At 70.5% G+C, this 20,788-nt stretch carries 18 protein-coding genes; 2 read left to right on the forward strand and 16 right to left on the reverse strand.

Translation table 11 applies throughout. The features are described 5' to 3' along the window. Positions 1-16: 16 nt before the first annotated feature. A complete protein-coding gene (locus tag OHN19_RS14685) occupies positions 17-877 on the forward strand; it encodes a transglutaminase-like domain-containing protein (RefSeq protein ID WP_330264615.1) in 861 nt (286 codons plus the stop codon). Positions 878-956: 79 nt separating this feature from the next. Here the strand turns inward: OHN19_RS14685 and OHN19_RS14690 are convergent, their stop codons facing one another. The 8 genes from OHN19_RS14690 to OHN19_RS14725 form a co-directional block, all read right to left on the reverse strand. Beyond that, positions 957-1,574: a response regulator transcription factor gene (locus tag OHN19_RS14690; protein ID WP_330264616.1), complete on the reverse strand. Its 618-nt coding sequence runs from the start codon at positions 1,572-1,574 to the stop codon at positions 957-959. Continuing rightward, a complete protein-coding gene (locus OHN19_RS14695) occupies positions 1,571-2,737 on the reverse strand; it encodes a sensor histidine kinase (protein WP_330264617.1) in 1,167 nt (388 codons plus the stop codon). The genes OHN19_RS14690 and OHN19_RS14695 overlap by 4 nt, the downstream gene beginning before the upstream one ends. Then, positions 2,734-3,474, reverse strand: coding sequence for an ABC transporter permease (locus OHN19_RS14700; RefSeq protein WP_330264618.1), 741 nt, complete (start codon positions 3,472-3,474; stop codon positions 2,734-2,736). The genes OHN19_RS14695 and OHN19_RS14700 overlap by 4 nt, the downstream gene beginning before the upstream one ends. Then, the gene (locus OHN19_RS14705) at positions 3,471-4,382 is read right to left on the reverse strand and encodes an ABC transporter ATP-binding protein (RefSeq protein ID WP_330264619.1); all 912 of its coding nucleotides are present in this window, start codon (positions 4,380-4,382) and stop codon (positions 3,471-3,473) included. Before OHN19_RS14705 ends, OHN19_RS14700 begins: the two co-directional genes overlap by 4 nt. A 115-nt stretch (positions 4,383-4,497) precedes the next feature. Next, positions 4,498-7,269 (reverse strand): hypothetical protein, encoded by a 2,772-nt coding sequence (locus OHN19_RS14710; protein ID WP_330264620.1) that lies wholly within the window; start codon positions 7,267-7,269, stop codon positions 4,498-4,500. A gap of 158 nt (positions 7,270-7,427) precedes the next feature. After that, positions 7,428-7,838, reverse strand: coding sequence for a DUF6113 family protein (locus tag OHN19_RS14715; protein ID WP_330264621.1), 411 nt, complete (start codon positions 7,836-7,838; stop codon positions 7,428-7,430). Further along, positions 7,835-8,692, reverse strand: coding sequence for an N-acetyl-1-D-myo-inositol-2-amino-2-deoxy-alpha-D-glucopyranoside deacetylase (mshB, locus tag OHN19_RS14720; protein ID WP_330264622.1), 858 nt, complete (start codon positions 8,690-8,692; stop codon positions 7,835-7,837). Before mshB ends, OHN19_RS14715 begins: the two co-directional genes overlap by 4 nt. A gap of 65 nt (positions 8,693-8,757) precedes the next feature. Then, positions 8,758-8,952 (reverse strand): hypothetical protein, encoded by a 195-nt coding sequence (locus OHN19_RS14725; protein ID WP_031041890.1) that lies wholly within the window; start codon positions 8,950-8,952, stop codon positions 8,758-8,760. Positions 8,953-9,140: 188 nt separating this feature from the next. On the opposite strand from OHN19_RS14725, the gene OHN19_RS14730 reads away from it, so the two are divergent. Next, entirely contained in the window at positions 9,141-11,261 is a 2,121-nt protein-coding gene (locus OHN19_RS14730; protein WP_330264623.1) for a S9 family peptidase, read from the forward strand. Positions 11,262-11,383: 122 nt separating this feature from the next. On the opposite strand, the gene OHN19_RS14735 is transcribed toward OHN19_RS14730, so the two are convergent. From OHN19_RS14735 to OHN19_RS14770, 8 genes are all read right to left on the reverse strand, one after another. Continuing rightward, on the reverse strand, positions 11,384-12,445 hold the full coding sequence (locus OHN19_RS14735; protein ID WP_330264624.1) for a dipeptide ABC transporter ATP-binding protein: 1,062 nt from the start codon (positions 12,443-12,445) through the stop codon (positions 11,384-11,386). Next, positions 12,438-13,439 (reverse strand): ABC transporter ATP-binding protein, encoded by a 1,002-nt coding sequence (locus OHN19_RS14740; protein WP_330264625.1) that lies wholly within the window; start codon positions 13,437-13,439, stop codon positions 12,438-12,440. The genes OHN19_RS14735 and OHN19_RS14740 overlap by 8 nt, the downstream gene beginning before the upstream one ends. 343 nt (positions 13,440-13,782) lie before the next feature. Beyond that, a complete protein-coding gene (locus tag OHN19_RS14745) occupies positions 13,783-14,754 on the reverse strand; it encodes an ABC transporter permease (RefSeq protein ID WP_330264626.1) in 972 nt (323 codons plus the stop codon). Beyond that, on the reverse strand, positions 14,747-15,670 hold the full coding sequence (locus tag OHN19_RS14750; protein ID WP_330264627.1) for an ABC transporter permease: 924 nt from the start codon (positions 15,668-15,670) through the stop codon (positions 14,747-14,749). Before OHN19_RS14750 ends, OHN19_RS14745 begins: the two co-directional genes overlap by 8 nt. Positions 15,671-15,677: 7 nt before the next feature. Continuing rightward, entirely contained in the window at positions 15,678-17,318 is a 1,641-nt protein-coding gene (locus OHN19_RS14755) for an ABC transporter substrate-binding protein (protein WP_330264628.1), read from the reverse strand. Between the two features lie 196 nt (positions 17,319-17,514). Then, positions 17,515-18,651, reverse strand: a complete 1,137-nt coding sequence (locus OHN19_RS14760) for a dipeptide ABC transporter ATP-binding protein (protein WP_330264629.1) — start codon at positions 18,649-18,651, stop codon at positions 17,515-17,517. 13 nt (positions 18,652-18,664) lie between these two features. Then, the gene (locus OHN19_RS14765) at positions 18,665-19,726 is read right to left on the reverse strand and encodes an ABC transporter ATP-binding protein (RefSeq protein ID WP_330264630.1); all 1,062 of its coding nucleotides are present in this window, start codon (positions 19,724-19,726) and stop codon (positions 18,665-18,667) included. 15 nt (positions 19,727-19,741) lie between these two features. Further along, positions 19,742-20,719 carry an ABC transporter permease gene (locus OHN19_RS14770; protein ID WP_330264631.1) on the reverse strand — a complete coding sequence of 326 codons (978 nt, stop codon included), beginning with the start codon at positions 20,717-20,719 and terminating at the stop codon, positions 19,742-19,744. Between the last annotated feature and the right edge of the window lie 69 nt (positions 20,720-20,788).

Raw genomic sequence — 20,788 nt, forward strand, 5'->3', positions numbered from 1 at the left:
AGGGCACGAGCCAGCTATGCGTCCCCCGAACTCCCCGCACCCGCCCCCGCCCGAACGTTCCGCCGAGCTGCGCGGGCGGTTCGCCGAAGAGGCGCGGTCCGAGCGGCCGGACCTGTCCGCGCTGTGCCTGCTGGTGGCGGCGCAGGCGGACGGGACGCTCGACGACGCCGGGATCGACACGGCCCAGATCGCCCTCGACGAGCTGGCCGGGCGGTTGCCGTTCCGGCCGGGCGGACCGCGGTCCTGGGCCGTGTCGCTGCGGGAACTGCTCGGGGACCGGTGCGGGTTCCGCGGGTTGCCGGTGGACTACCAGCGGCTGGAGTCCTCGTTGCTGCACGAGGTGCTGCGGCGGCGCAGGGGGCTGCCGATCCTGCTGTCCGTGGTGTGGATGGAGGTGGCCCGGCGGGCGGGGGCGCCGGTGTACGGGGTGGCTCTGCCGGGGCACTTCGTGGTGGGGTTCGGGCCGCCGGAGGAACAGGTGCTGGCCGACCCCTTCGACGGGGGGCGGGTGCTGGCGGGGGCCGACGCCGAGTTGTTGGTGGCGGGGGCGACGGGGGGTTCGCTGGAGCCGTCGATGTTGCGGCCCGCGGATCCGTTGGACGTGGTGCAGCGGATCCTGAACAACGTGCGGGCGTGGGCGGCGGCCCGGCCGGAGCGGTCGGATGTGGGGCTGTGGGCCGTGGAGTTCGCCCTGCTGCTGCCCTCGCATCCGGCGCGACTGCGGTACGAGCGGGCGCAGTTGCTGGTGCAGCGGGGTGACTTCGTCGAGGGGGCCGGGGAGTTGGAGGCGTATGCGGGGGTGGTGGCTGCGGTGGATGAGGTGGCCGCGGCACGTCTGCGACAGCAGGCTCAGGCCGCGCGAGCGAGGCTGAACTGACGGCCGTGGGCGTCTGCGGGTGCGTCGTGGCTGGTCGCGCAGTTCCCCGCGCCCCTGGGTAGGCGCCCCTGGCCGGCAATCAGAGCCACCCCTTCTCACGCGCGATCCTCACCGCCTCTGCCCTGTTTCTCACCGCCAGTTTCTGGATCGCCGTCGAGAGGTAGTTGCGGACCGTGCCCTGGGAGAGGTGGAGCTCCTTGGCGAGCTCCGCGTTCGTGGAGCCGTCCGCCGCCGCTCGCAGGACCTCGCGCTCCCGGTCCGTCAGGGGGTTCGCGCCCTCCGCCAGGGCCGCTGCCGCCAGGGTGGGGTCGATGACGCGCTCCCCCGCGAGCACCTTGCGTACCGCTTCGGCCAGTTGGGCCGCGGGGGCGTCCTTCACCAGGAAGGCGTCGGCGCCCGACTCCATCGCGCTGCGGAGGTAGCCGGGGCGGCCGAAGGTCGTGAGGATGACCAGCTTGACCGCCGGGAGTTCCTTGTGGAGCTGGGCCGCCGCCTCTATGCCCGTGGCGCCCGGCATCTCGATGTCCATGAGAGCCACGTCGACGTCGTGGGCGCGGGCCGCCGCCAGGACCTCGTCGCCGCGGGCCACTTGGGCCACGACCTCGATGTCGTCCTCCAGGCCGAGCAGTGCGGCCAGTGCCTCGCGGACCATCGACTGGTCCTCGGCGAGGAGGACCTTGATCGTGCGGCTCGTCATGGGGCGGATCCTACGTCGGCCGCGGAACCGGCGGGCACACGGGCGACCAGCCGGAAGCCGTGCCGGGTGCCGGTGGCCTCCAGGGTGCCGCCGGCCTTCTCCAGGCGTTCGGTGAGTCCGGTGAGGCCGTTGCCGGGGCCTGCCCCCGCTCCTCCGGATCCGTCGTCCTCGACGGTGAGTTCGAGCCGCGGTCCGTCGAGGGTCTGGCGGTGCAGCAGCTCCACCGTGCAGCCGCGGGCACCGCTGTGCCGTACGACGTTGGTGACCGCCTCCCGCAGCGCCCAGGCCAGGGCCGACTCGCTCTCCTCGGGGACGCCGGTGAGGTCGGGTTCGGCGGGCAGGGTGGCGGTGACTCCGGCGGCCGCCAACGCGACCTGGGCGCCCGCGAGTTCCGCGGCCAGGCGGGCGCGCCGATAGCCGGAGACGGCCTCGCGGACGTCCACCAGGGCCTGCCTGCTGACCTGTTCGATGTCGGCGACCTGCTGGGCCGCCTTGTCCGGGTGGGCGGGCAGCATCCGGCCCGCCAGCTCGCTCTTCAGGGTGATGAGGGACAGGGAGTGGCCGAGGAGGTCGTGCAGGTCCCTCGCCAGACGCAGGCGTTCCTCGTTGGCGGCGAGCTGGGCGACCCGCGCCCTCGCCTCCCGCAACTCTATGGTCGTCCGCACCAGTTCGCGTACGCCGGTCATCGCGAAGCCGCCGAGCAGGGCCGGGATGAGCAGGGCGCCGATGTAGTCCGTGCCGTCGGCGACGATCAGGGCGAGGGCCGCCATCAGGGCGGACGCGGCGGGGATGGTCCAGCGGGCGAGCCGCAGCGGCAGGGCCGCGCCGGACGCGATCGACACGTACACGAAGAGGACGAGCCACTCGCGGCCCAGGGTGAGGGCGAGCAGGGTCGACTCGGCGGAGAGGACCGCGAGCGAAGTGAGCACGAACTCCTGGGCGTTGCGGCGGCCGGTCCTGAACAGCAGGGCCAGGTACCAGGCGACGAAGCCCGCGAGGCCGAGCCAGCCGAGCACGACGGCCACGAGGCCGTGGCCGCCGTGCAGGAGGTCCGAGACGGGCGCGCTCAGATAGACCAGCCAGATGCCCGTCCACAGCATCTTGACCATCATCTGCTTGCGGGTCTCCGGGCGCTGCCCGATCCCGACGCCGGTGCCGCTCACGCCTTCAACGTGTCCTTCCGGTACAGCCAGGCCGCGCCGCCCGCGAACAGGGCGAACGAGACGACCAGGATGGCGATGTCCTGTGCGTGCGGGGCGCGGCTCTGTTCGATGGCCTGCCCGAGGGCAGCGTACGCGTGCGTGGGCAGCCACTTGGCGATGTCCTGGAGCCACTGCGGGAACGTCGTCGTGGGCATCCACAGGCCGCCCAGCATCGACAGGCCGAAGTAGGTGATCATCGTGATCGGGCGGACCGCGTCACCGGTGGCGAGGTAGCCGATGGCGACGCCGAGCGCGGCGAAGACGAGGCTGCCGGCCCAGATCGCGCCGGTGAGGGTGAGCCACTGCCAGGCGTCCAGGCGTACGTCCTTGACGACCGCGGCGACGACGAACACGATCACGATCGAGGGCAGGCTGACCACGGCCGCGCTCGCCGTCTTCGCGAGGACATAGCCGCGCCCCGGCAGGGTCGTCAGCCTCAACTGGCGTACCCAGCCGCCCTCCCGCTCCTTCGCGATGCGCTCGCTGTTGCCCATCAGGACGGCGGTCAGGGCGCCGAAGGAGGCCATCGAGACCATCATGTAGGTCGGCAGGGTCAGGCCGGTGCCGTCGACCTTGCTCGTGCTGTCGGCGTTGCCCGCGATGATCAGGAACAGCAGCGACGGGTACATCACCGAGAAGAACAGGAACTTCCGGTTGCGCAGGGCGCGGGTGAGTTCCAGCTTGATCAGGCTGTTCATGACTGCTTGGCCTCCTCGGCGGCGGTGATGGCGACGAAGGCCTGCTCCAGGCCGAGCCCGGCGACTTCGAGGTTGCGGGGGTAGACGCCGAGGCCGTAGAGGGCGTGGACGGTCGCGTCGGCGTCGGAGGACTGGATGCGGACGGTGTGGCCGGAGATGTCGATGCCGGTCAGGAAGGGCAGTTGGCGCAGGGGCGCCTCGTCGATGGTGCCCTCCAGGTCGAACGAGACCCTCCTGGCGCCCGCCTTGGCCTTGATCTCGGCGGCGGTGCCGTCGGCGAGGAGCCGGCCCCGGTGCAGCACCAGCACCCGGTCGGCGATCGCGTCCGCCTCCTCCAGGTAGTGGGTGGCGAAGAGGACCGTACGGCCCTGGTCGGCCTGTTCGCGCATGGTGGCCCAGAAGGCCTGGCGGGTGGTGACGTCCATGCCGGTCGTCGGCTCGTCCAGGACGATCAGGTCGCTGTCGCCGGCGGTGGCGAGGGCGAAGCGGACGCGCTGGGCCTGGCCGCCGGAGAGCTTGTTGACCTTGCGGTCGGCGATCTGGGCGATCCCGGCGCGGGCGAGGACGTCGTTCGCCTTGTACGGCTTCGGGTGCAGGGCGCAGGCGAGCCGGACCAGCTCGGCGACCGTGACCTCGTCCATCAACCCGCCGCTCTGCAGCATGGCGCCCACGCGACCGGCGACGATCGCCTCACGCGGGGTGGTGCCGAAGAGCCGGACACTGCCGCCATCGGGCTGCTTGAGGCCGAGCAGCAGATCGAGGGTGGTCGACTTGCCGGCGCCGTTGGGACCCAGCAGCGCCACGGTCTCCCCCGGCCGCAGGGTCAGACTCAGTCCGTCCACGGCGCGTACGTCGCCGTATGCCTTGCTCACCTGGTCGAACGCGACCACCGGGGCTGTCGTTGTCATACGGCCATGGTGGCCGCGCGGGTGCGGCGGCCGGCAGTGTCGGCCGTCCGGAGTGCCGCATGACAGATGTCATGTCAGCGGCACTCCGGTGCGGTTCCCGCTCTGTCGTGGGTGCTCAGCTCGGGTTCGTGTCGATGACGACGATGCGGTCCGCCGGCGTCTTGCCGCGCAGCGCCTTGCCCAGCGCGGACGCGACGTCCTGCGGGAGGACGTCCCGCTTGCCGCTGGCGCCGTTGATCTGCACACCGTCGAAGGTGGTGCCGTACGCCTCCTTGAGCGCTTCGAGGTTGTACGTCTCCACGAGCTTGCCGCCGACCGCCTTGAAGCCGAGGATCTTCGGCAGGGACACCGAGCCGAAGTCGATGCTGTGCGTCGCGTCGGTCTTGATCGTGACGCGCTCGGACATCGCGGGCTCGGCGAACTCCTTCATCATCCGGTCGACCTCGGCGTTCGAGACCGACGGCTCCTTGGTGGTGGTCGGGAGCGTGACCGCGCCCGCGGTACCGGTCTCCACCTGGGTGCGGTACGCCTCCTCGACGGCGGTGGTCGACCTGGCGACGTCGATGCCCTTGCCGGCCTTGCCGTAGACGGCGACGGCCTTGCCGTTCTGGAACTTGATCGTGCCGTCGGTCGCCGATCCGGCGCCGCCCGAGGCGTTCTCCAGGGCCGCCTGGAGCTTCTCCTCGTCCACCGGCATGACCGGGTCGACGACCCGGTGGTTGCCGAAGAGGGAGCCGATCACCGAGACCGGGTTGTAGTCGCTCTTCGCGGCCGCGGCGACCGTGGCCTGGTCGTCGAGCTGGAGGCCCGCCTGGTCCGGCCTGAGCGAGACGGTGTCGCCGCCGACCGACAGTTTCAACGGTTCGTTGACCCGCTTGCCGAGGGCGTCGTCGAGCTTCTTGACGGCGTCGTCGCGGGTGCCGCCGCCGATGTCCACGCCGAGCACGGTGGTGCCCTTGGGGACGTCGGAACGGTTCATCAGCAGACCGGCGCCGTAGGCGCAGACGCCGAGGAGGACCACGGTGCCGCCGACCATCGCCAGCTTGCTGCGGCCCTTCTTTTTCTTCTTCTTCGACGAGCCGGCCGAAGTGCCCTGCGAGGCGGTGTCGGGTGCCTTCGGGGCGGGGCGCGCGTCGGCGCCGCCCGGTCCCTGGGTGCCCGGGGGCACGACCGGGATGCCGCTGGTGACGGTGTGCCCGGAGACGTTGTCCGGGTTGCCGAAGCCGGGGGCGCCCGGTCCGGGGGCCGGCTTCTGCGGGGTGAGGATCGCGGTGTCGTCGCTCAGACCGCCGCCGGGGCCGAGGCCGGCACCGGGTCCTGCGCCCAGGCCGGGGCCGGCGCCGGGGGCGCCGCCGAGCGTGGGGGTGCCGCCGGGGCGGCCGGGAGTGCCGGGGCCGCCGAGGGTGGCGGGGCCGCCGGCTCCTGCGGGGGCGCCGGAGAGGCCGGGGGTGCCGGGGGTCGCTGCGGTTCCGGGGCCGCCGGGACCGCCGGACGCACCTGGTCCGCTCCTGCCGCGGGGACCGCCGGGGCCGCGGGAGCCGCCCGGGCCGCGCTGAGCGTTGGGAGCGCCCTGGCCGGCGGGGCCGACCTGACCGCCCTGGCCGCCGCCGGGTCCGCCCTGACCGCCGAAGCCGTCGGAACCGGTGAAGGACTCGCCGCCGAAGGACTCGGCCCCGGCGAAGGGGTCCGGTCCGGCGGGCGGCACGACCGGTCCGTCACCGGTGACGGGGCCGCCGGTCGGGCCCGCGGGGCCCTGGGATCCACCCGGTCCGGCGGGGCCCTGCGGTCCGCCGAAGCCGCCGCCGTAGTCGATCTGGCCGCCCTGGCCGCCGTAGTCGATCCCGCCGTTCTGACCGCCGGGGCCACCGGAGCCGCCCTGCGTGCCGAAGCCGCTCTGGCCGTTCTGGCTGCCCTGACCGCCGGGACCGCCCTGCCCGCCGAAGCCGCCTTGCGCGTTCAGGGGGTCCTGCCCGGCCTGGCCGCCGAAGCCGTCCTGACCGCCGGGACCACCGAAGCCACCCTGGCCGTTCAGCGCGTCCTGCCCGGCCTGGCCGCCGAAGCCGCCCTGGCCGTTCTCGCCGTTCGGTCCGGCCGTGCCGTTGCCGTTCTCCGCGAAGTACGGGAGGTCGTCGCGGCGGGGTTCCTGGCCGCGCTGGCCGGGGCCGAGGGGACCTGCGTTGAGGGCCTCGGTCACGTCGAAGGAGCCCGTGCCGCCGCCGTGGCCGGGGGCCACCGGACCGCCGGTGGCGCCCGGGAGCCCGGCGCCGTTCGTACCGCCGGAGCGCGATCCGCCCGGCATGCTCATGGAACCGACCACTCCACCGGGCCGGCCACCGGGCCGCGCACCGCCCGACGCGGCAGCACCCGAGCCGCCGTGACGGGGACCGGCCGCACCGGCACCACCCGCGCCACCCGGCCCACCGGAACCCGGCGCCGCACCCGAACCACCCGGCAGACCCGCACCGTTGCTCGCGCCGCCGCCCGGACCGCCCTTCGCGGGGCCGGACTTGCGGGGTGCGAACCAGTCGCTCGCCTTCTCCTCGGCGGGCGGGGCGGGTTCGGCGGGCAGCTCGACGGTGCCCGTGGTCGAGGAGGAACTCGGCGCCGACGCCTCGGTGTCCGCGCCTTTGTCGACGGAGCCGTCCGTCTCACCGACGGGCTGGCGCACGACGACCGGCGGAATGGGCCGCGACCCCGGGATGTTGATCCGGATCCGGGTCGTCAGCGTGGTCTCGGTCTTGCGCTCCTCCGGCTGTGCGCCCGAACGGCCCGCGTCCGGACCGCCGTCGGACACCTGGGGCGTCCCGTACGGCGGCGTGCCCGAGGGGTAGGCGGCTCCGCCGCGCCCGTTGGGCCCGGAGGACGGACTGTCAGTTTCACGACTCAAGGCAGGTTCTCCCGGTTGGCTCCGCCGCCCGTTTCGACCTCACTGCTTCGGGCGTCGGCGGCGCGCACCACCATACTGGCCACTTCTGGCCCGTATCCCACGACCGCTGTGGAAACCCACACGGGACTCGCACGCATGCGATACGGAGAAGTGGTACGTCACTTGCCAAGTCGGACGGCGTCGCCGCCCGGTTGCCGCCCCAGGCCAAGGGTGGCGCAGATCACAGCAACTGCCATACCGCCGAGCAGGAAGAGATAGGAGCCGCTTCCCGCGGCGAAGACGAAGTCGCCTTCCGGACGGCTGGCGGTGAGGAAGATGACGGCGACCATCCAGCCGCCGGCGGGCGCTACGGCCCCGGCCCGGCTGCCGGCGGCGCGGGCACCGCCGAGCACGAGTCCGGCCTCGCCGAGCAGCGCGAGCAGCAGTCCGCCCGGGAACCAGCCGCCCTGCACCAGCGATCCGGCGAGCCCGACGACCGCGCCGAGCACGAAGAGCCCGAGGTAGGCGGCGGCCCGGCCCGCGGACGGGCGTTGCAGGGGCTGGGCCAGCATCGACGTACGGTCGCTCATGACGCGCCCTCGATCCCGGAGAACAGGTCGGTCTCCCTGGTGGTGCCGTGTTCCCCTCTGACCAATTCGTAGTACTCGGTGGTGAAGAGAGGTTGCGCGAGTTCGTTGGAGAGTGCGAAGTACGACCCCGACACCTCGATCTGGGTCGCGTGCGCGGCCATCGCGGCGCTCTTGGCGGCGGCGTACGCCGTGCCGTCGATCTCCGTGGTGATCCGCTCGTCGTCGACCACACCCGGTACGTCGTCGAGGACGCCGGCCTTGTCGAAGGGGAGGCCGGGCAGGTCGACGTGGAGCTCGGCGAAGGCCTGCTCGCCGACCGTGCGCGGGACGCGGTTCCAGTAGACCTTCGCGATCTCCCAGCCGGCGTCGGCGGCGAGCTCGACGGCCCGCATGGCGACGCGGTGGGCCTGGATGTGGTCGGGGTGGCCGTAGCCGCCGTGGTCGTCGTAGGTGACGAGGACCTGGGGGCGTACCTCCAGGATCACCTCGACGAGGGCTGCGGCGGCCTGGTCGACGTCTGCCTGCCAGAAGCAGGCGGGGTCGTCGTTGTCCGGGAGGCCCATCATCCCGGAGTCCTGGTAGCGCCCGGCGCCGCCGAGCAGCCGGAAGTCCGTGACGCCGAGCTCGCGCATGGCCGCGGTGAGCTCGCCCCGCCGGTGCTCGCCGAGGGCGGGGCCGGACAGGTGCCTCAGCTCCGGCGGGATGACCTCGCCGAGCTCACCGAGGGTGCAGGTGACCAAGGTCACCCGGGCACCCTCGGCCGCGTACCTGGCCATGGTCGCGCCGTTGTTGATCGACTCGTCGTCCGGGTGCGCGTGCACCAGGAGCAGACGCCGAGCGGGCTGTTCCGTCATGGCCCCAGCCTACGAGGGGCCACCGACAGTCCCGCGCAGCCGGGTCGTCAGTCGTCGAGGACGGGTCAGAACTTGATACTGCCGATCATGCCCGCGATGTTCGTCGTCAGCTCGCTGATCGTCGGGGCGATCGAGGAAGCCGCGAGATAGAAGCCGAGCAGGATGCACACGACCGCGTGTCCGCCCTTCAGACCCGACTTCTTGATCAGCAGGAAGACGATGATCGCCAGCAGCACCACCGCCGAAATCGAGAGTGCCACGGCGGCTCACCTCCAAAGAACCCAGGGACGTGGGGGGTCGGACGGGAACGGAACTATGGGGGCAGATAAATCCATACAGCAGCCAGCGGATTCATACCCACTATGCGGTAGTGATCATAACTATCCGTGCCTGCGCATCGGTCGGCGCACGGCCGCACAAGGGGGCGCATGGCCAATATGGTCGGGGCATGACGACCGAGCCTGACTCCTTTCCCCGTCGGCACGCCCGCACCCAGCGCTTCACGCTCGGCGCGCCGCGCGCGTTCACCGTGGCGCCCGACGGGTCGCGTGTCGTGTTCCTGCGCTCGAACTCCGGTACCGACAGAGCCAGTTCGCTGTGGGTGCTCGACACGGCGGACGGCCGGGAGCGCGTGGCGGCCGACCCGCGCGCCCTCCTGGGCGGCGCCGAGGAGCGGCTGTCGCCCGAGGAGCGGGCGCGCCGCGAGCGCAGCCGGGAGGGGGGCGCGGGCATCGTCGGACACGCCACCGACGCGGCCGTCGAGTTGGCCTCTTTCGCCTTGTCAGGGCGGCTTTTCACGGCGGAGCTGCGGGCCGGTACGGCCCGTGAACTGCCGGTTCCCGGACCGGTGATCGATCCGCGTCCGGCGCCGGACGGACGGCACATCGCGTACGTCGCGCGGGGCGCCCTGCGGATCGTGGGCGCCGAGGGCGAGAACGACCGGGTGCTCACCGGCCCGGAGTCGGATCAGGTCACCTACGGTCTGGCGGAGTTCGTCGCGGCCGAGGAGATGGGTCGCACGCGGGGTTTCTGGTGGTCGCCGGAATCGGACCGGCTGCTGGTCGCACGGGTGGACGACACGCCGGTGCGGCGCTGGTGGATCTCCGATCCGGCCCACCCGGAGCGTGATCCACAACACGTCCCGTACCCGGCGGCGGGCACCCCCAACGCGGACGTACGGCTGTTCGTGATCGGCCTGGACGGGACGCGCACGGAGGTCTCCTGGGACCGGAAGCGGTATCCGTATCTGGCCCATGTGCACTGGTCAGCGGCAGGTGCCCCGCTGCTGCTCGTCCAGGCGCGCGACCAGCGCAGTCAGCTGTATCTCGCGGTGGACCCGGAGTCCGGTGCGACCCGGATGGTGCACGCGGACGAAGATCCTATTTGGCTGGATCTTTTCCCTGGAGTGCCCTGCTGGAGCCCTGCGGGACGGCTGGTGCGGATCGCCGACGAGGGCGGCGCGCGGGTCCTCGCGGTCGGCGAACGCCCGCTGACCGGACCGCAGTTGCACGTCCGCGCGGTGCTGGACGTCACCGCGGACGACGTGCTGGTCTCGGCGTCGGCGGGTACGGCCGCCGAGTCACCGGAGACCGGCGAGGTGCACGTCTATCGGGTGAACGAGCTCGGAGTGGAGCGCGTGTCGCAGGAGCCCGGCGTGCACTCGGCGGTGCGCGCCGGGGGCGTGACCGTGTTGGTGTCCGCGAGCCTCGACCGGCCGGGGACCCGCGCGCGGGTGCTGCGCGACGGCAAGGAGACGGCGACTGTCATGTCGTATGCGGAAGATCCTGGTTTGTCCCCGCGCGTGACGCTCATCGAGGGGGGCGCACGAAAGATCCCGTGCGCCGTGCTTATGCCGCAGGACTACGCCGGTGACAGCCCCCTTCCGGTTTTGCTGGACCCGTACGGGGGTCCGCACGGTCAGCGGGTGGTTGCCGCGCGCAACGCGTACCTCACCTCGCAGTGGTTCGCCGACCAGGGTTTCGCGGTCGTGGTGGCCGACGGCCGGGGCACCCCGGGCCGCTCCCCCGCCTGGGAGAAGGCGATCCGGGACGACCTCGCGGCGGTGGTCCTCCAGGACCAGGTGGACGCGCTCCAGGCGGTCGCCGGGGACTTCCCGCTGGACCTGGACCGGGTCGCGATCCGCGGCTGGTCCTTCGGCGGCTATCTGGCGGCCCTCGCGGTACTGCGCCGCCCGGACGTCTTCCACGCGGCCGTGGTCGGCGCCCCGGTCACCGACCTGCGCCTGTACGACACCCACTACGAGGAGCGCTACCTCGGCCTCCCGGACGAGCAGCCGGAGGTCTACCGGCGCAACTCCCTGGTCGACGACGAGGGTCTGGTCGACGCGGTCGGGCCGCACCGCCCGATGATGATCATTCACGGCCTCGCGGACGACAACGTGGCCGTCGCGCATTCCCTGCGCCTGTCCTCGGCCCTGCTGGCCGCCGGCCGCCCGCACGAGGTGCTGCCGCTGTCCGGGGTGACCCACATGACCCCGCAGGAGACGGTCGCCGAAAACCTGTTGCTGCTGCAACTGGACTTCCTGAAGCGGTCGTTGGGCCTGGCGTAGGCACGGCAACGGGCCGGAGCGACATGGCGCGCTCCGGCCCGTTTACGGCACCCGCACGGCCGTACGTTCCTCAGCCTGACGCGTCCGTATATCGGAAACGGGTCGGCCAAGTTGCCGCCTTGTTACTCCGCGCCCTCCGCCGGCACGACCTGCCCCGGCGCGGAGCGCCTGATGGGTAGGGTCTCGGCGAAGTGGCAGGCGGAGTCGTGGGCGGCCGGACCGCTCGTGTGCCGGAACTCCGCGGGGACCGCCAGTGCCGGCACCTCCAGGGCGCAGCGTTCCCGCGCCTTCCAGCAGCGGGTGCGGAAGCGGCACCCGGAGGGGATGTTCGTCGGGGACGGGACATCGCCGGCCAGGATGATCCGCTCCCGGTGTTCCCTGGCCTCGGGGTCGGGCACCGGCACGGCGGACAGCAGCGCCTGCGTGTAGGGGTGCGTGGGATGGTCGTAGATCTCGGCGTCCCTGCCGATCTCCACGATCCGCCCGAGGTACATCACCCCGACCCGGTCCGAGATGTGCCGGACGATCGACAGGTCGTGCGCGATGAAGAGGTACGACAGCTCGAAGTCGCTCTGGAGCCGGTCGAGGAGGTTGATGACCTGGGCCTGGACGGAGACGTCGAGGGCGGAGACCGGTTCGTCGGCGACGATCACCTCGGGGCGCAGGGCCAACCCGCGCGCGATGCCGATGCGTTGGCGCTGGCCGCCGGAGAACTGGTGCGGATAGCGGTTGATGTACTCGGGGTTGAGGCCGACGACGTCCAGCAGGTCCTGGACCTTCCTGCGGCGGTCGCCCTTGGGGGCCACCTCGGGGTGGATGTCGTACGGCTCCCCGATGATGTCGCCCACCGTCATACGGGGGTTGAGCGAGGTGTACGGGTCCTGGAAGACCATCTGGATGTTGCGGCGGACCGACTTGAGGGCCTTGCCGGACAGCTTGGTGATGTCCTCGCCCTTGTACTTGATCAACCCTTGCGTCGGCCGCTCGAGGTTGACCAGCATCTTGGCGACGGTCGACTTGCCGCAGCCGGACTCCCCGACGATGCCGAGGGTCTCGCCCTTGTTGAGCGTGAAGTCCACACCGTCGACGGCCTTGACGGCACCGACCTGTCTCTTGAACAGGATGCCCTGGGTCAACGGGTAGTGCTTGACCAGTCCACCCACTTCCAGGATCGGCTCAACCATGGAGGCACTCCGTCCAGAAGTGACAGGCGCTGGTCCGCCTGCCGTCCGTGCCATCCATGCCGTCAACACCGTCCACTTCGTACAGGGGTGGTACATCCATCCGGCACACGTCGCGGGCCATCGGGCAGCGGGGGTTGAACGCGCAACCCGGCGGGATGTTCATCAAGTTGGGCGGCAGCCCCTTGATCGCGTACAGCTCCTGGCCCTTCTGGTCGAGACGGGGGATGGAGTCCAGGAGTCCGCGCGTGTACGGGTGGGCGGGCGCCTTGTAGATGTCGTGGACCGGCGCCTGCTCGACGATCCGGCCCGCGTACATGACGGCGATCCGGTCGGCGACGTCCGCGACGACTCCGAGGTCGTGGGTGATGAGGATGAGCCCCATGTTGTACTCGCGCTGGAGCTCGGCGAGCAGGTCCATCACCTGGGCCTGGACCGTGACGTCGAGGGCGGTGGTCGGTTCGTCGGCGATGATCAGCGCGGGTTCCAGGGCGAGGGCCATCGCGATCATGATGCGCTGGCGCATGCCCCCGGAGAACTGGTGCGGGTAGTCCTTGACGCGTTCCTTGGCCGCGGGGATCCGCACGTGGTCCATCAGCTCGACGGCTTTGCCCCGGGCGTCCTTCTTCGACATCCCCCGGTGCACGACGAACATCTCGCCGAGCTGGTCGCCGACGGAGAGCACCGGGTTCAGGGAGGACAGCGCGTCCTGGAAGATCATCGCCATCTCGGCGCCGCGGATCCTGCGCCGCTCGTCCTCCTTGAGCGTGAGCAGGTCCTTGCCCTGGAAGACGATCTCCCCGCCGGTGACCTTTCCCGGGGGCATGTCGAGGATCCCCATGATCGCCTGCGCGGTCACCGACTTCCCCGACCCGGACTCCCCCAGCACCGCGAGGGTCTCCCCCGCGTCGACGGCGTAGTCGACCCCGTTGACGGCCTTGGCGACCCCGTCCCTGGTCCTGAACTCCACATGCAGATCACGCACTTCAAGCAGCACGGCGACTCACCTCGGCTTCGGGCGGGGGTGCGGCACGACCCCGGGGGTGGCGGAACGGACGGTGGGCGAGAGGGGCGCGGCGCGGCGCGGCGGGAGGGTTGCGGTGCGGCGGGACAGCAGAGCTGCGGTGCGGTACGGCGGGAGCGATTCGGCAGGGCGGCAGAGCTGCTGGGGGGCGACGGCGTCTCCGACCGGAACCCGCACACCCCCCGGCCGAGGCACGGGCTCCGGCCACCCCACCCGGCATCCGCTCGCGGAGCACGCGCCACCCCGGGCCCCCGGGCGGACCGTGGACTCGGCGGGCCGCACCGCCGGCGCCCCCCACTTCCCTCGTCACGCCCGCTCACCTCAGCTTCGGGTCGAGGGCGTCGCGGACCGCGTCGCCGAGCATGATGAAGGCGAGGACCGTGATCGCGAGGGCGCCGGCGGGCCACAGGAGCATGTGCGGGGCGTTGCGGATGTAGGCGGAGGCGGCGGAGATGTCGATGCCCCAGCTGACCGTGGGGGGCTTCAGGCCCACGCCGAGGTAGGAGAGGGTGGCCTCCAGCGAGATGTACGTGCCGAGCGCGATGGTCGCCACGACGATCACCGGAGCCACCGCGTTCGGGGTGATGTGCCGCAGCAGGAGCCGGGAGTGGGAGGCGCCCAGGGCCCTCGCCGCCTGCACGTAGTCGTTCTGTTTGGCCGTGATGACCGAGCCGCGCGCGATGCGGGAGATCTGCGGCCAGCCGAGCAGCACCATGAAGCCGATCACCGGCCACACCGTGCTGCTGGTGACCACCGACAGCAGGACCAGGCCGCCCAGCACCACCGGAATCGCGAAGAAGATGTCGGTGAGGCGGGACAGGAGGGAGTCCCAGAAGCCCCCGAAGAAGCCCGCGAGACCGCCGAGGACCGAGCCGAGCAGGGCCACCCCGAGCGTGGCGCAGACGCCGACCGTCACCGACGTACGGGCGCCGTACACGGTGCGCGTGTAGACGTCGCAGCCCTGGCCGTCGTAGCCGAAGGGATGGCCCGGCTGGGAGCCCTCCTGGGCCTTGGAGAGGTCGCACTTGAGGGGGTTGCCCGAGGCGATCAGCGACGGCCACAGGGAGATGACGACCAGGAAGAGGATCACCAGGGCGGAGATGATGAAGACGGGGTTGCGGCGCAGGTCGCGCCAGGCGTCGGACCACAGGGAGCGGGGCTTGCCCGCGGGGCCCGGGCCGTCCGGGCGGCCCCCCTCCAGGGTGGTCGCCTCGCTCACCGCGAGGTCCATCGCTCCGCCCGCGCCGGTCCCGGCGATCGCTCCCTGTGGTTCCTGGGGTTCAGGCATAGCGGATCCTGGGGTCGAGGACGGCGTACAGCAGGTCGACGAGCAGATTGGCCACCAGGAACACCAGGACGAGGACCGTCACGAAGCCGACCACGGTCTGGGTGTTCTGGCGCAGGATGCCCTGGTAGAGCTGGTAGCCGACGCCATGGATGTTGAAGATGCGCTCGGTGACGATCGCGCCGCCCATCAGGGCGCCGATGTCGGTGCCGATGAAGGTGACCACGGGGATGAGCGAGTTGCGCAGCAGGTGCCGTACGACGACCCGCTGCCTGGGCAGGCCCTTCGCGACCGCGGTGCGGACGTAGTCGGAGCGCCTGTTCTCGGCGATCGAGGTGCGGGTCAGGCGGGTGACGTACGCCAGCGACACGGACGCGAGGACGAGGCCGGGCACGATCAGCTCGCCGAAGGTGGCGTCGGCGGACACCGACGGCTTGATCCAGCCCCATTCGACGCCGAGGAGCAGCTGGAGCAGCAGGCCAGTGACGAAGGTGGGGACGGAGATCACGACGAGGGTGAGCAGCAGCACCGAGGTGTCCACCGGCCGGCCGCGCTTGAGGCCGGTGAGCACGCCCAGGGTGATGCCGATGACGATCTCGAAGAGGATCGCGACGATCGTGAGCCTGATGGTCACCGGGAACGCCGTCGCCATCAGCTCGGTGACCTTCTGGCCGTTGAACGCGGTGCCGAAGTCGCCGGTGAAGACGTTGCCCATGTAGGTCAGGTATTGCTGCCAGACCGGCTTGTCGAGGCCGAACTCCCGCTTGAGCTGGGCGGCCGTCGCCGCGTCGCACTCCTTGTCGCCGCACAGGCCCGCGATGGGGTCGCCCATCACGTTCACCATGAGGAAGATCAGCAGGGTCGACCCGATGAACACCGGGATCATCTGGAGCAGACGCCGGACGACGTACCGTCCCATGGCCGGGTCAGCCGACCTTGATCTCGTTGTAGACGGGGACGCTGAAGGGGTTGAGCTTCACGTTGGAGAGCCGCTCGGAGTAGCCGGCGCTGCCGTTCTGGTACCAGAGCGGGATGGCGGCCATGTTGTCCCGTACGACCTTCTCGGCGTCCTGGAACTTCTCGATGGCCTTGGCGGTGTCGGTCTCGGCGTTGGCCTCGTTGACGAGCTTGTCGAAGTCCTTGTTGGACCACTTGCCGTCGTTGGAGGAGGCGTTGGTGTAGTAGAGCGGCTGGAGGAAGTTCTGGATGAGCGGGTAGTCCATCTGCCAGCCGGCGCGGAAGGGGCCGCTCATCTTCTTCGCGGTGATCTGGCTGCGGAAGTCGGCGAAGGTGCCGACGGGGTTGCCGACGCAGGCCTTGTCGTTGTCGAGCGCGTTGTTGATGGAGTTGCAGACGGCGTCGACCCACTGCTTGTGGGAGCCGGTGTCCGCGTTGTACGTGATCTTGATCGAGCCGCCGGGGAGGCCGCCGCCCTCCTTGATGAGCTTCTTGGCGGCGGCGGGGTCGTAGTCGCAGGCGTCCCCGCACAGGCCGTCCTGGAAGCCGCCCTCCTTGCCGAGGACCGGGGAGGTCCAGTCGGTGGCGGGGGTGCGGGTCTTCTGGAAGATGGTCTCGGTGATCTGGTCGCGGTTGATGGCCCGGGACAGGCCGGTGCGGACCTTCTCCATGCCGGCCTTGTTCCAGTTCTTGTCGTAGAACGGGAAGGCCAGGGTCTGGATGATGCCGGCCGGGGTGTTGATGTAGCGGTCACCCAGGTCGTTCTGGACGTTCTTGAGCTGCGCGGCCGGGACATCGTCGACCAGGTCGAGGTTGCCGGCCATGAGGTCGGTGTAGGCGGTGTTGTTGTCGGTGTAGACCTTGAGGGTCACGCCGCCGTTCTGGGCCTTGTCGGGGCCGGGGTAGCCGTCCCACTTCTTCAGGGCCATCTGGGAGCCCTTGGTGTACGACTCGATGGTGTACGGCCCGTTGCCGACGGGCTTCTTCACCCAGGCCGCGTGGTCGCTGAAGAAGGCCTGCGGGAGCGGGGCGTAGGCGGGGTAGCCGAGGGTGTCGGGGAAGGTCGAGAACTTCTGGTTGAGCTTGACGGTGAAGGTGTTGGTGCCGGTGACCTTCAAGCCGGAGAGGGTGTCGGCGGTCTGCTTGCTGCCGTCCTCGGGGTGGGTCTTGTCGTAGCCGTCGATGTAGCCGAAGAAGTAGGCGTTCTTCTGGTTGTTCTTGAGGGAGGCGCCGTAGTTCCAGGCGTCCACGAAGGACTTGGCGGTGACCTTCTCGCCGTTGCTGAAGGTCCAGCCGTCCTTGACGGTGATCGTGAAGTTCTGCGAGTCGCTCGTGTCGATCTTCTCGGCGAGCATGTCCTCGGCCTTGCCGGTCTCCGGGTTGTACTTCTTGAGGCTGCGGAAGATCATGTCGAGGACCTTGCCGCCCTGCACCTCGTTGGTGTTGGCCGGCTCCAGCGGGTTCTGCGGGTCGCCCCAGGAGGAGCTGAGCACGGCGCCGCCGTCACTGCTGCCGCTGCCGCCGCCGCTGTCCCCACCCCCGCAGCCCGTCACCGCGACCGCTGCCGCCGCCGCGCATGCGACCCATCTGGCGTGCGTGACTCCCCGCATGGAGTGCCTCCTCAAGACAAGATCCGTTACCGGCCAATATCGGATCTTGAGGGGCATTCCGCACGCCTTGATAGGCCTTTGGGGGAGGGGGCCTCGGCATGACCGGCCGGCCCCTTCACTCACCGTCTCGAACGCCGACGGCCGGGAACGGAGTTGTGTCTCCGTTCCCGGCCGAGGGGTCGTACAGGGGGGGCCGTCAGTCCTTCGTCGGCGCGTCCTCGGGCTCCGCCGCGTCCTCCAGGGCCTTCAGCGCCGGGTCCATGATGACGTCCTCGTCGCGGGCCTCGGTGGTCGGGTCCTCCGGGAAGTGGCAGGCCGTGAGGTGGCCGGCCTTGTTGCCGGAGATCTGGACCAGCGGCGGCTCGTCGGTGGCGCACTTGTCCTGCGCCTTCCAGCACCGCGTACGGAAGCGGCAGCCCGACGGCGGCAGGATCGGCGAGGGCACGTCACCGGAGAGCCGGATCCGCTCCCGGCTCGCGCCGGTGCCGTCGATGTCGACCTCCGGCACCGCCGACAGCAGCGCGTGCGTGTACGGGTGCCGGGGCCGGTTGTAGATCGAGTCCCGGTCGCCGACCTCGACCACCTTGCCGAGGTACATGACCGCGACCCGCTGCGAGAAGTGCCGTACGACGGCCAGGTCGTGGGCGATGAACAGGAACGCGATGCCCAGCTCGTCCTGGACCTTCTTGAGCAGGTTCACGACCTGCGCCTGGATCGACACGTCCAGCGCGGACACCGGCTCGTCCGCCACGATCAACTTCGGCTGGAGGGCCAGCGCCCGGGCCACGCCGATGCGCTGACGCTGGCCGCCGGAGAACTCGTGCGGGAAGCGGTTGTAGTGCTCGGGGTTGAGGCCGACCAGCTCGAGGAGCTCGCGGACCTTCTTCTCCCGGCCGCCCTCCGGCTCGATCCCGTTGACCTCCATCGGCGACTTGATGATCGAGCCGACGGTCTGGCGCGGGTTCAGCGAGGAGTACGGGTCCTGGAAGATCATCTGGATCTCGGACCGCACCGGCGCCAGCTGACGGCGCGAGGCGTGCGTGATGTCCTGACCGGAGTACGTGATCTTGCCGGCCGTGGGCTCAAGGAGCCGCGTGATCAGCCGACCGGTCGTCGACTTGCCGCAGCCGGACTCGCCGACCAGGCCGACGCTCTCGCCGACGCCGACGGTCAGGTCGACGCCATCGACGGCCTGGACGGCGCCGACCTTGCGTTTGATCGGGAAGCCGCCGTAGATCGGGAAGTGCTTCGTCAGGCCCTCGACCTTGAGGAGTTCCTCGGTCGAGGTGCCGGTCGAACCCTGCTGGGCGGGGAGGGTGAGGTTGTCGCTCATGTCTCGGATCTCCCTAGCGCAGCCGGGGCTGGATCTTGTCGATGAAGATGGTCTGCTTCTGCTCGGCCGTCAGGTGGCACGCGGAGGCGCGCCCCTCGCCCAGCGGCGGACGCGAGTCGGTGCACAGCGTGCCCGGTACCTCGTCCTTGAAGGCGCAGCGCGGGTGGAACGGGCAGCCGGAGGGCGGGTTGAGCAGCGAGGGCGGCGAGCCGGGGATCGGCTCGAGGGCCTCGTTGATGTCGCCGTCGAGGCGGGGCATCGAGCTCAGCAGGCCCCAGGTGTAGGGGTGCTTGGGCGAGCCCAGGACCTCCCGGACGGAACCGCGCTCCACGGCCCGGCCGGCGTACATCACCAGCAGGTCGTCGGCCATGTTGGAGATGACGCCGAGGTCGTGCGTGATGAAGATGATCGCGGAGCCGAACTCCTGCTGGAGGTCCTTGAGCAGGTCCAGGATCTGGGCCTGCACGGTGACGTCCAGCGCGGTGGTCGGCTCGTCGGCGATCAGCAGCTCGGGGTCGCACATCAGAGCCATGGCGATCATCGCGCGCTGGCGCATACCGCCGGAGAACTGGTGCGGGTAGTCGTCGAAGCGCGCCTTGGGCTGCGGGATGCCGACCTTCTCCAGCATCTGGATGGCCCGGTCCTTGGCGTCCTTCTTGGAGGCGCCGCGGTGCTTCATGAACGGCTCGGACAGCTGCCGGCCCACCGTGTAGAACGGCGACAGGGCGGTCAGCGGGTCCTGGAAGATCATCGCCATCTTGTTGCCGCGGAGCTGCTCGAGCTCGCGCTCGGTGGCGGTGACGAGTTCCTTGCCGTCGAGGACGATCTCACCGTCGATGGAGGAGCTGCGGGGGTTGTGCAGGCCCAGGATCGTCAGGTTGGTGACGGACTTCCCGGAGCCGGACTCGCCGACGATGCCCAGGGTCTTGCCGCGCTCGACGTCGAAGGAGAGGCCGTCGACCGCCTTGACGATGCCGTCCTCGGTGGAGAACTGCACCTTCAGATCACGCACCGAGAGGAAGCTCTCCGGACCGGTCGGGGCCGGCGCGTCCTCGGTCTTGGTCAGTGTGGTCACGGTGGTTCGTTCTTCCTAGGAGAGCCGGACGCGCGGGTCGATGTAGGCGTACGCGATGTCGGTGAGGATGTTGACGATCAGGATGAAGAAGGCACCGAACAGCATGACACCCATGGTGAGCGGCAGGTCCTTGTGGACCGCGCCGTCCACGGCGAGACGGCCGATCCCCTGGAGCGAGAAGGTCAGCTCGGTGACCACGGCGCCGCCGAGCATCGAGCTGATGTCGATGCCGAGGACGGTGACGATCGGGATCATCGAACCGCGCCAGGCGTAGCGGAAGAACACGTACCTGTTCGACATGCCCTTGGCGCGTGCGGTGCGGACGTGCTCCTCCGCGAGCTGCTCGATCATCGAGGAGCGCGCCATACGCGTGTACTGCGCGGTGAAGATGGTGGCCATCACCAGCACCGGCAGCAGCAGGCCGGTGAACCACTTCCACGGGTCCTCGGTGATCGGGTGGTACGCCGGGTTGTCCATCCAGCCCGTGCTGTAGACGAAGATCAGCAGGACGATCGGGCCGAGCACGTAGATCTGGAACGAACTGAGCACCATCGACACACCGGTGGCGACCTTGTCGACCAGGGTGCCGCGACGGTAGGCGGCGATCATGCCGGCGCCGACGCCGACGATGATGAAGACGACCGCACCGCCCGCGGTGAGCGTGAGGGTCGTCGGGAAGCGGTCCATGATCGTCGACCAGACCATGTCGCCCGAGTAGAACGACTGGCCGAGGCACGGGGCGCTGCAGTGTCCGGTCGGGAAGTCACGGCCCATCACGATGCCGGACATGAAGTCCCAGAACTGCTGGTGGATCGGCAGGTTGAGGCCGAGCGCCTGACGGATGTCCTCGAGTCTCGCGGGCGAGCAGTCCTTGCCACAGGCCAGGGAGGCGTAGTCGGAGGGCGCGGCGACGAACAGGAAGAACGTGGCGGCGCCGATGAGGATCAGGGTGACGAGGGCACCGACTGTGCGCCGGATGATGAACTGAAACATGGCGGGAGGGCTGCTCTCTGCGGAGACGGTGGGAGGTTTCACGGAGGTGCGGGGGTGCGCTCCGCCTGG

Origin of the sequence: Streptomyces griseorubiginosus (assembly GCF_036345115.1) — a bacterium.
In the GTDB taxonomy this organism is placed as follows: domain Bacteria; phylum Actinomycetota; class Actinomycetes; order Streptomycetales; family Streptomycetaceae; genus Streptomyces; species Streptomyces griseorubiginosus_C.

Excerpts from the sequence above, each read along its gene's own strand:
- OHN19_RS14685 (WP_330264615.1), top strand. The coding sequence starts at position 17 with ATGCGTCCCCCGAACTCCCCGCACCCGCCCCCGCCCGAACGTTCCGCC.
- OHN19_RS14690 (WP_330264616.1), bottom strand. The coding sequence starts at position 1,574 with ATGACGAGCCGCACGATCAAGGTCCTCCTCGCCGAGGACCAGTCGATG.
- OHN19_RS14700 (WP_330264618.1), bottom strand. The coding sequence starts at position 3,474 with ATGAACAGCCTGATCAAGCTGGAACTCACCCGCGCCCTGCGCAACCGG.
- OHN19_RS14705 (WP_330264619.1), bottom strand. The coding sequence starts at position 4,382 with ATGACAACGACAGCCCCGGTGGTCGCGTTCGACCAGGTGAGCAAGGCA.
- OHN19_RS14715 (WP_330264621.1), bottom strand. The coding sequence starts at position 7,838 with ATGAGCGACCGTACGTCGATGCTGGCCCAGCCCCTGCAACGCCCGTCC.
- mshB (WP_330264622.1), bottom strand. The coding sequence starts at position 8,692 with ATGACGGAACAGCCCGCTCGGCGTCTGCTCCTGGTGCACGCGCACCCG.
- OHN19_RS14730 (WP_330264623.1), top strand. The coding sequence starts at position 9,141 with ATGACGACCGAGCCTGACTCCTTTCCCCGTCGGCACGCCCGCACCCAG.
- OHN19_RS14735 (WP_330264624.1), bottom strand. The coding sequence starts at position 12,445 with ATGGTTGAGCCGATCCTGGAAGTGGGTGGACTGGTCAAGCACTACCCG.
- OHN19_RS14745 (WP_330264626.1), bottom strand. The coding sequence starts at position 14,754 with ATGCCTGAACCCCAGGAACCACAGGGAGCGATCGCCGGGACCGGCGCG.
- OHN19_RS14750 (WP_330264627.1), bottom strand. The coding sequence starts at position 15,670 with ATGGGACGGTACGTCGTCCGGCGTCTGCTCCAGATGATCCCGGTGTTC.
- OHN19_RS14755 (WP_330264628.1), bottom strand. The coding sequence starts at position 17,318 with ATGCGGGGAGTCACGCACGCCAGATGGGTCGCATGCGCGGCGGCGGCA.
- OHN19_RS14760 (WP_330264629.1), bottom strand. The coding sequence starts at position 18,651 with ATGAGCGACAACCTCACCCTCCCCGCCCAGCAGGGTTCGACCGGCACC.
- OHN19_RS14770 (WP_330264631.1), bottom strand. The coding sequence starts at position 20,719 with ATGTTTCAGTTCATCATCCGGCGCACAGTCGGTGCCCTCGTCACCCTG.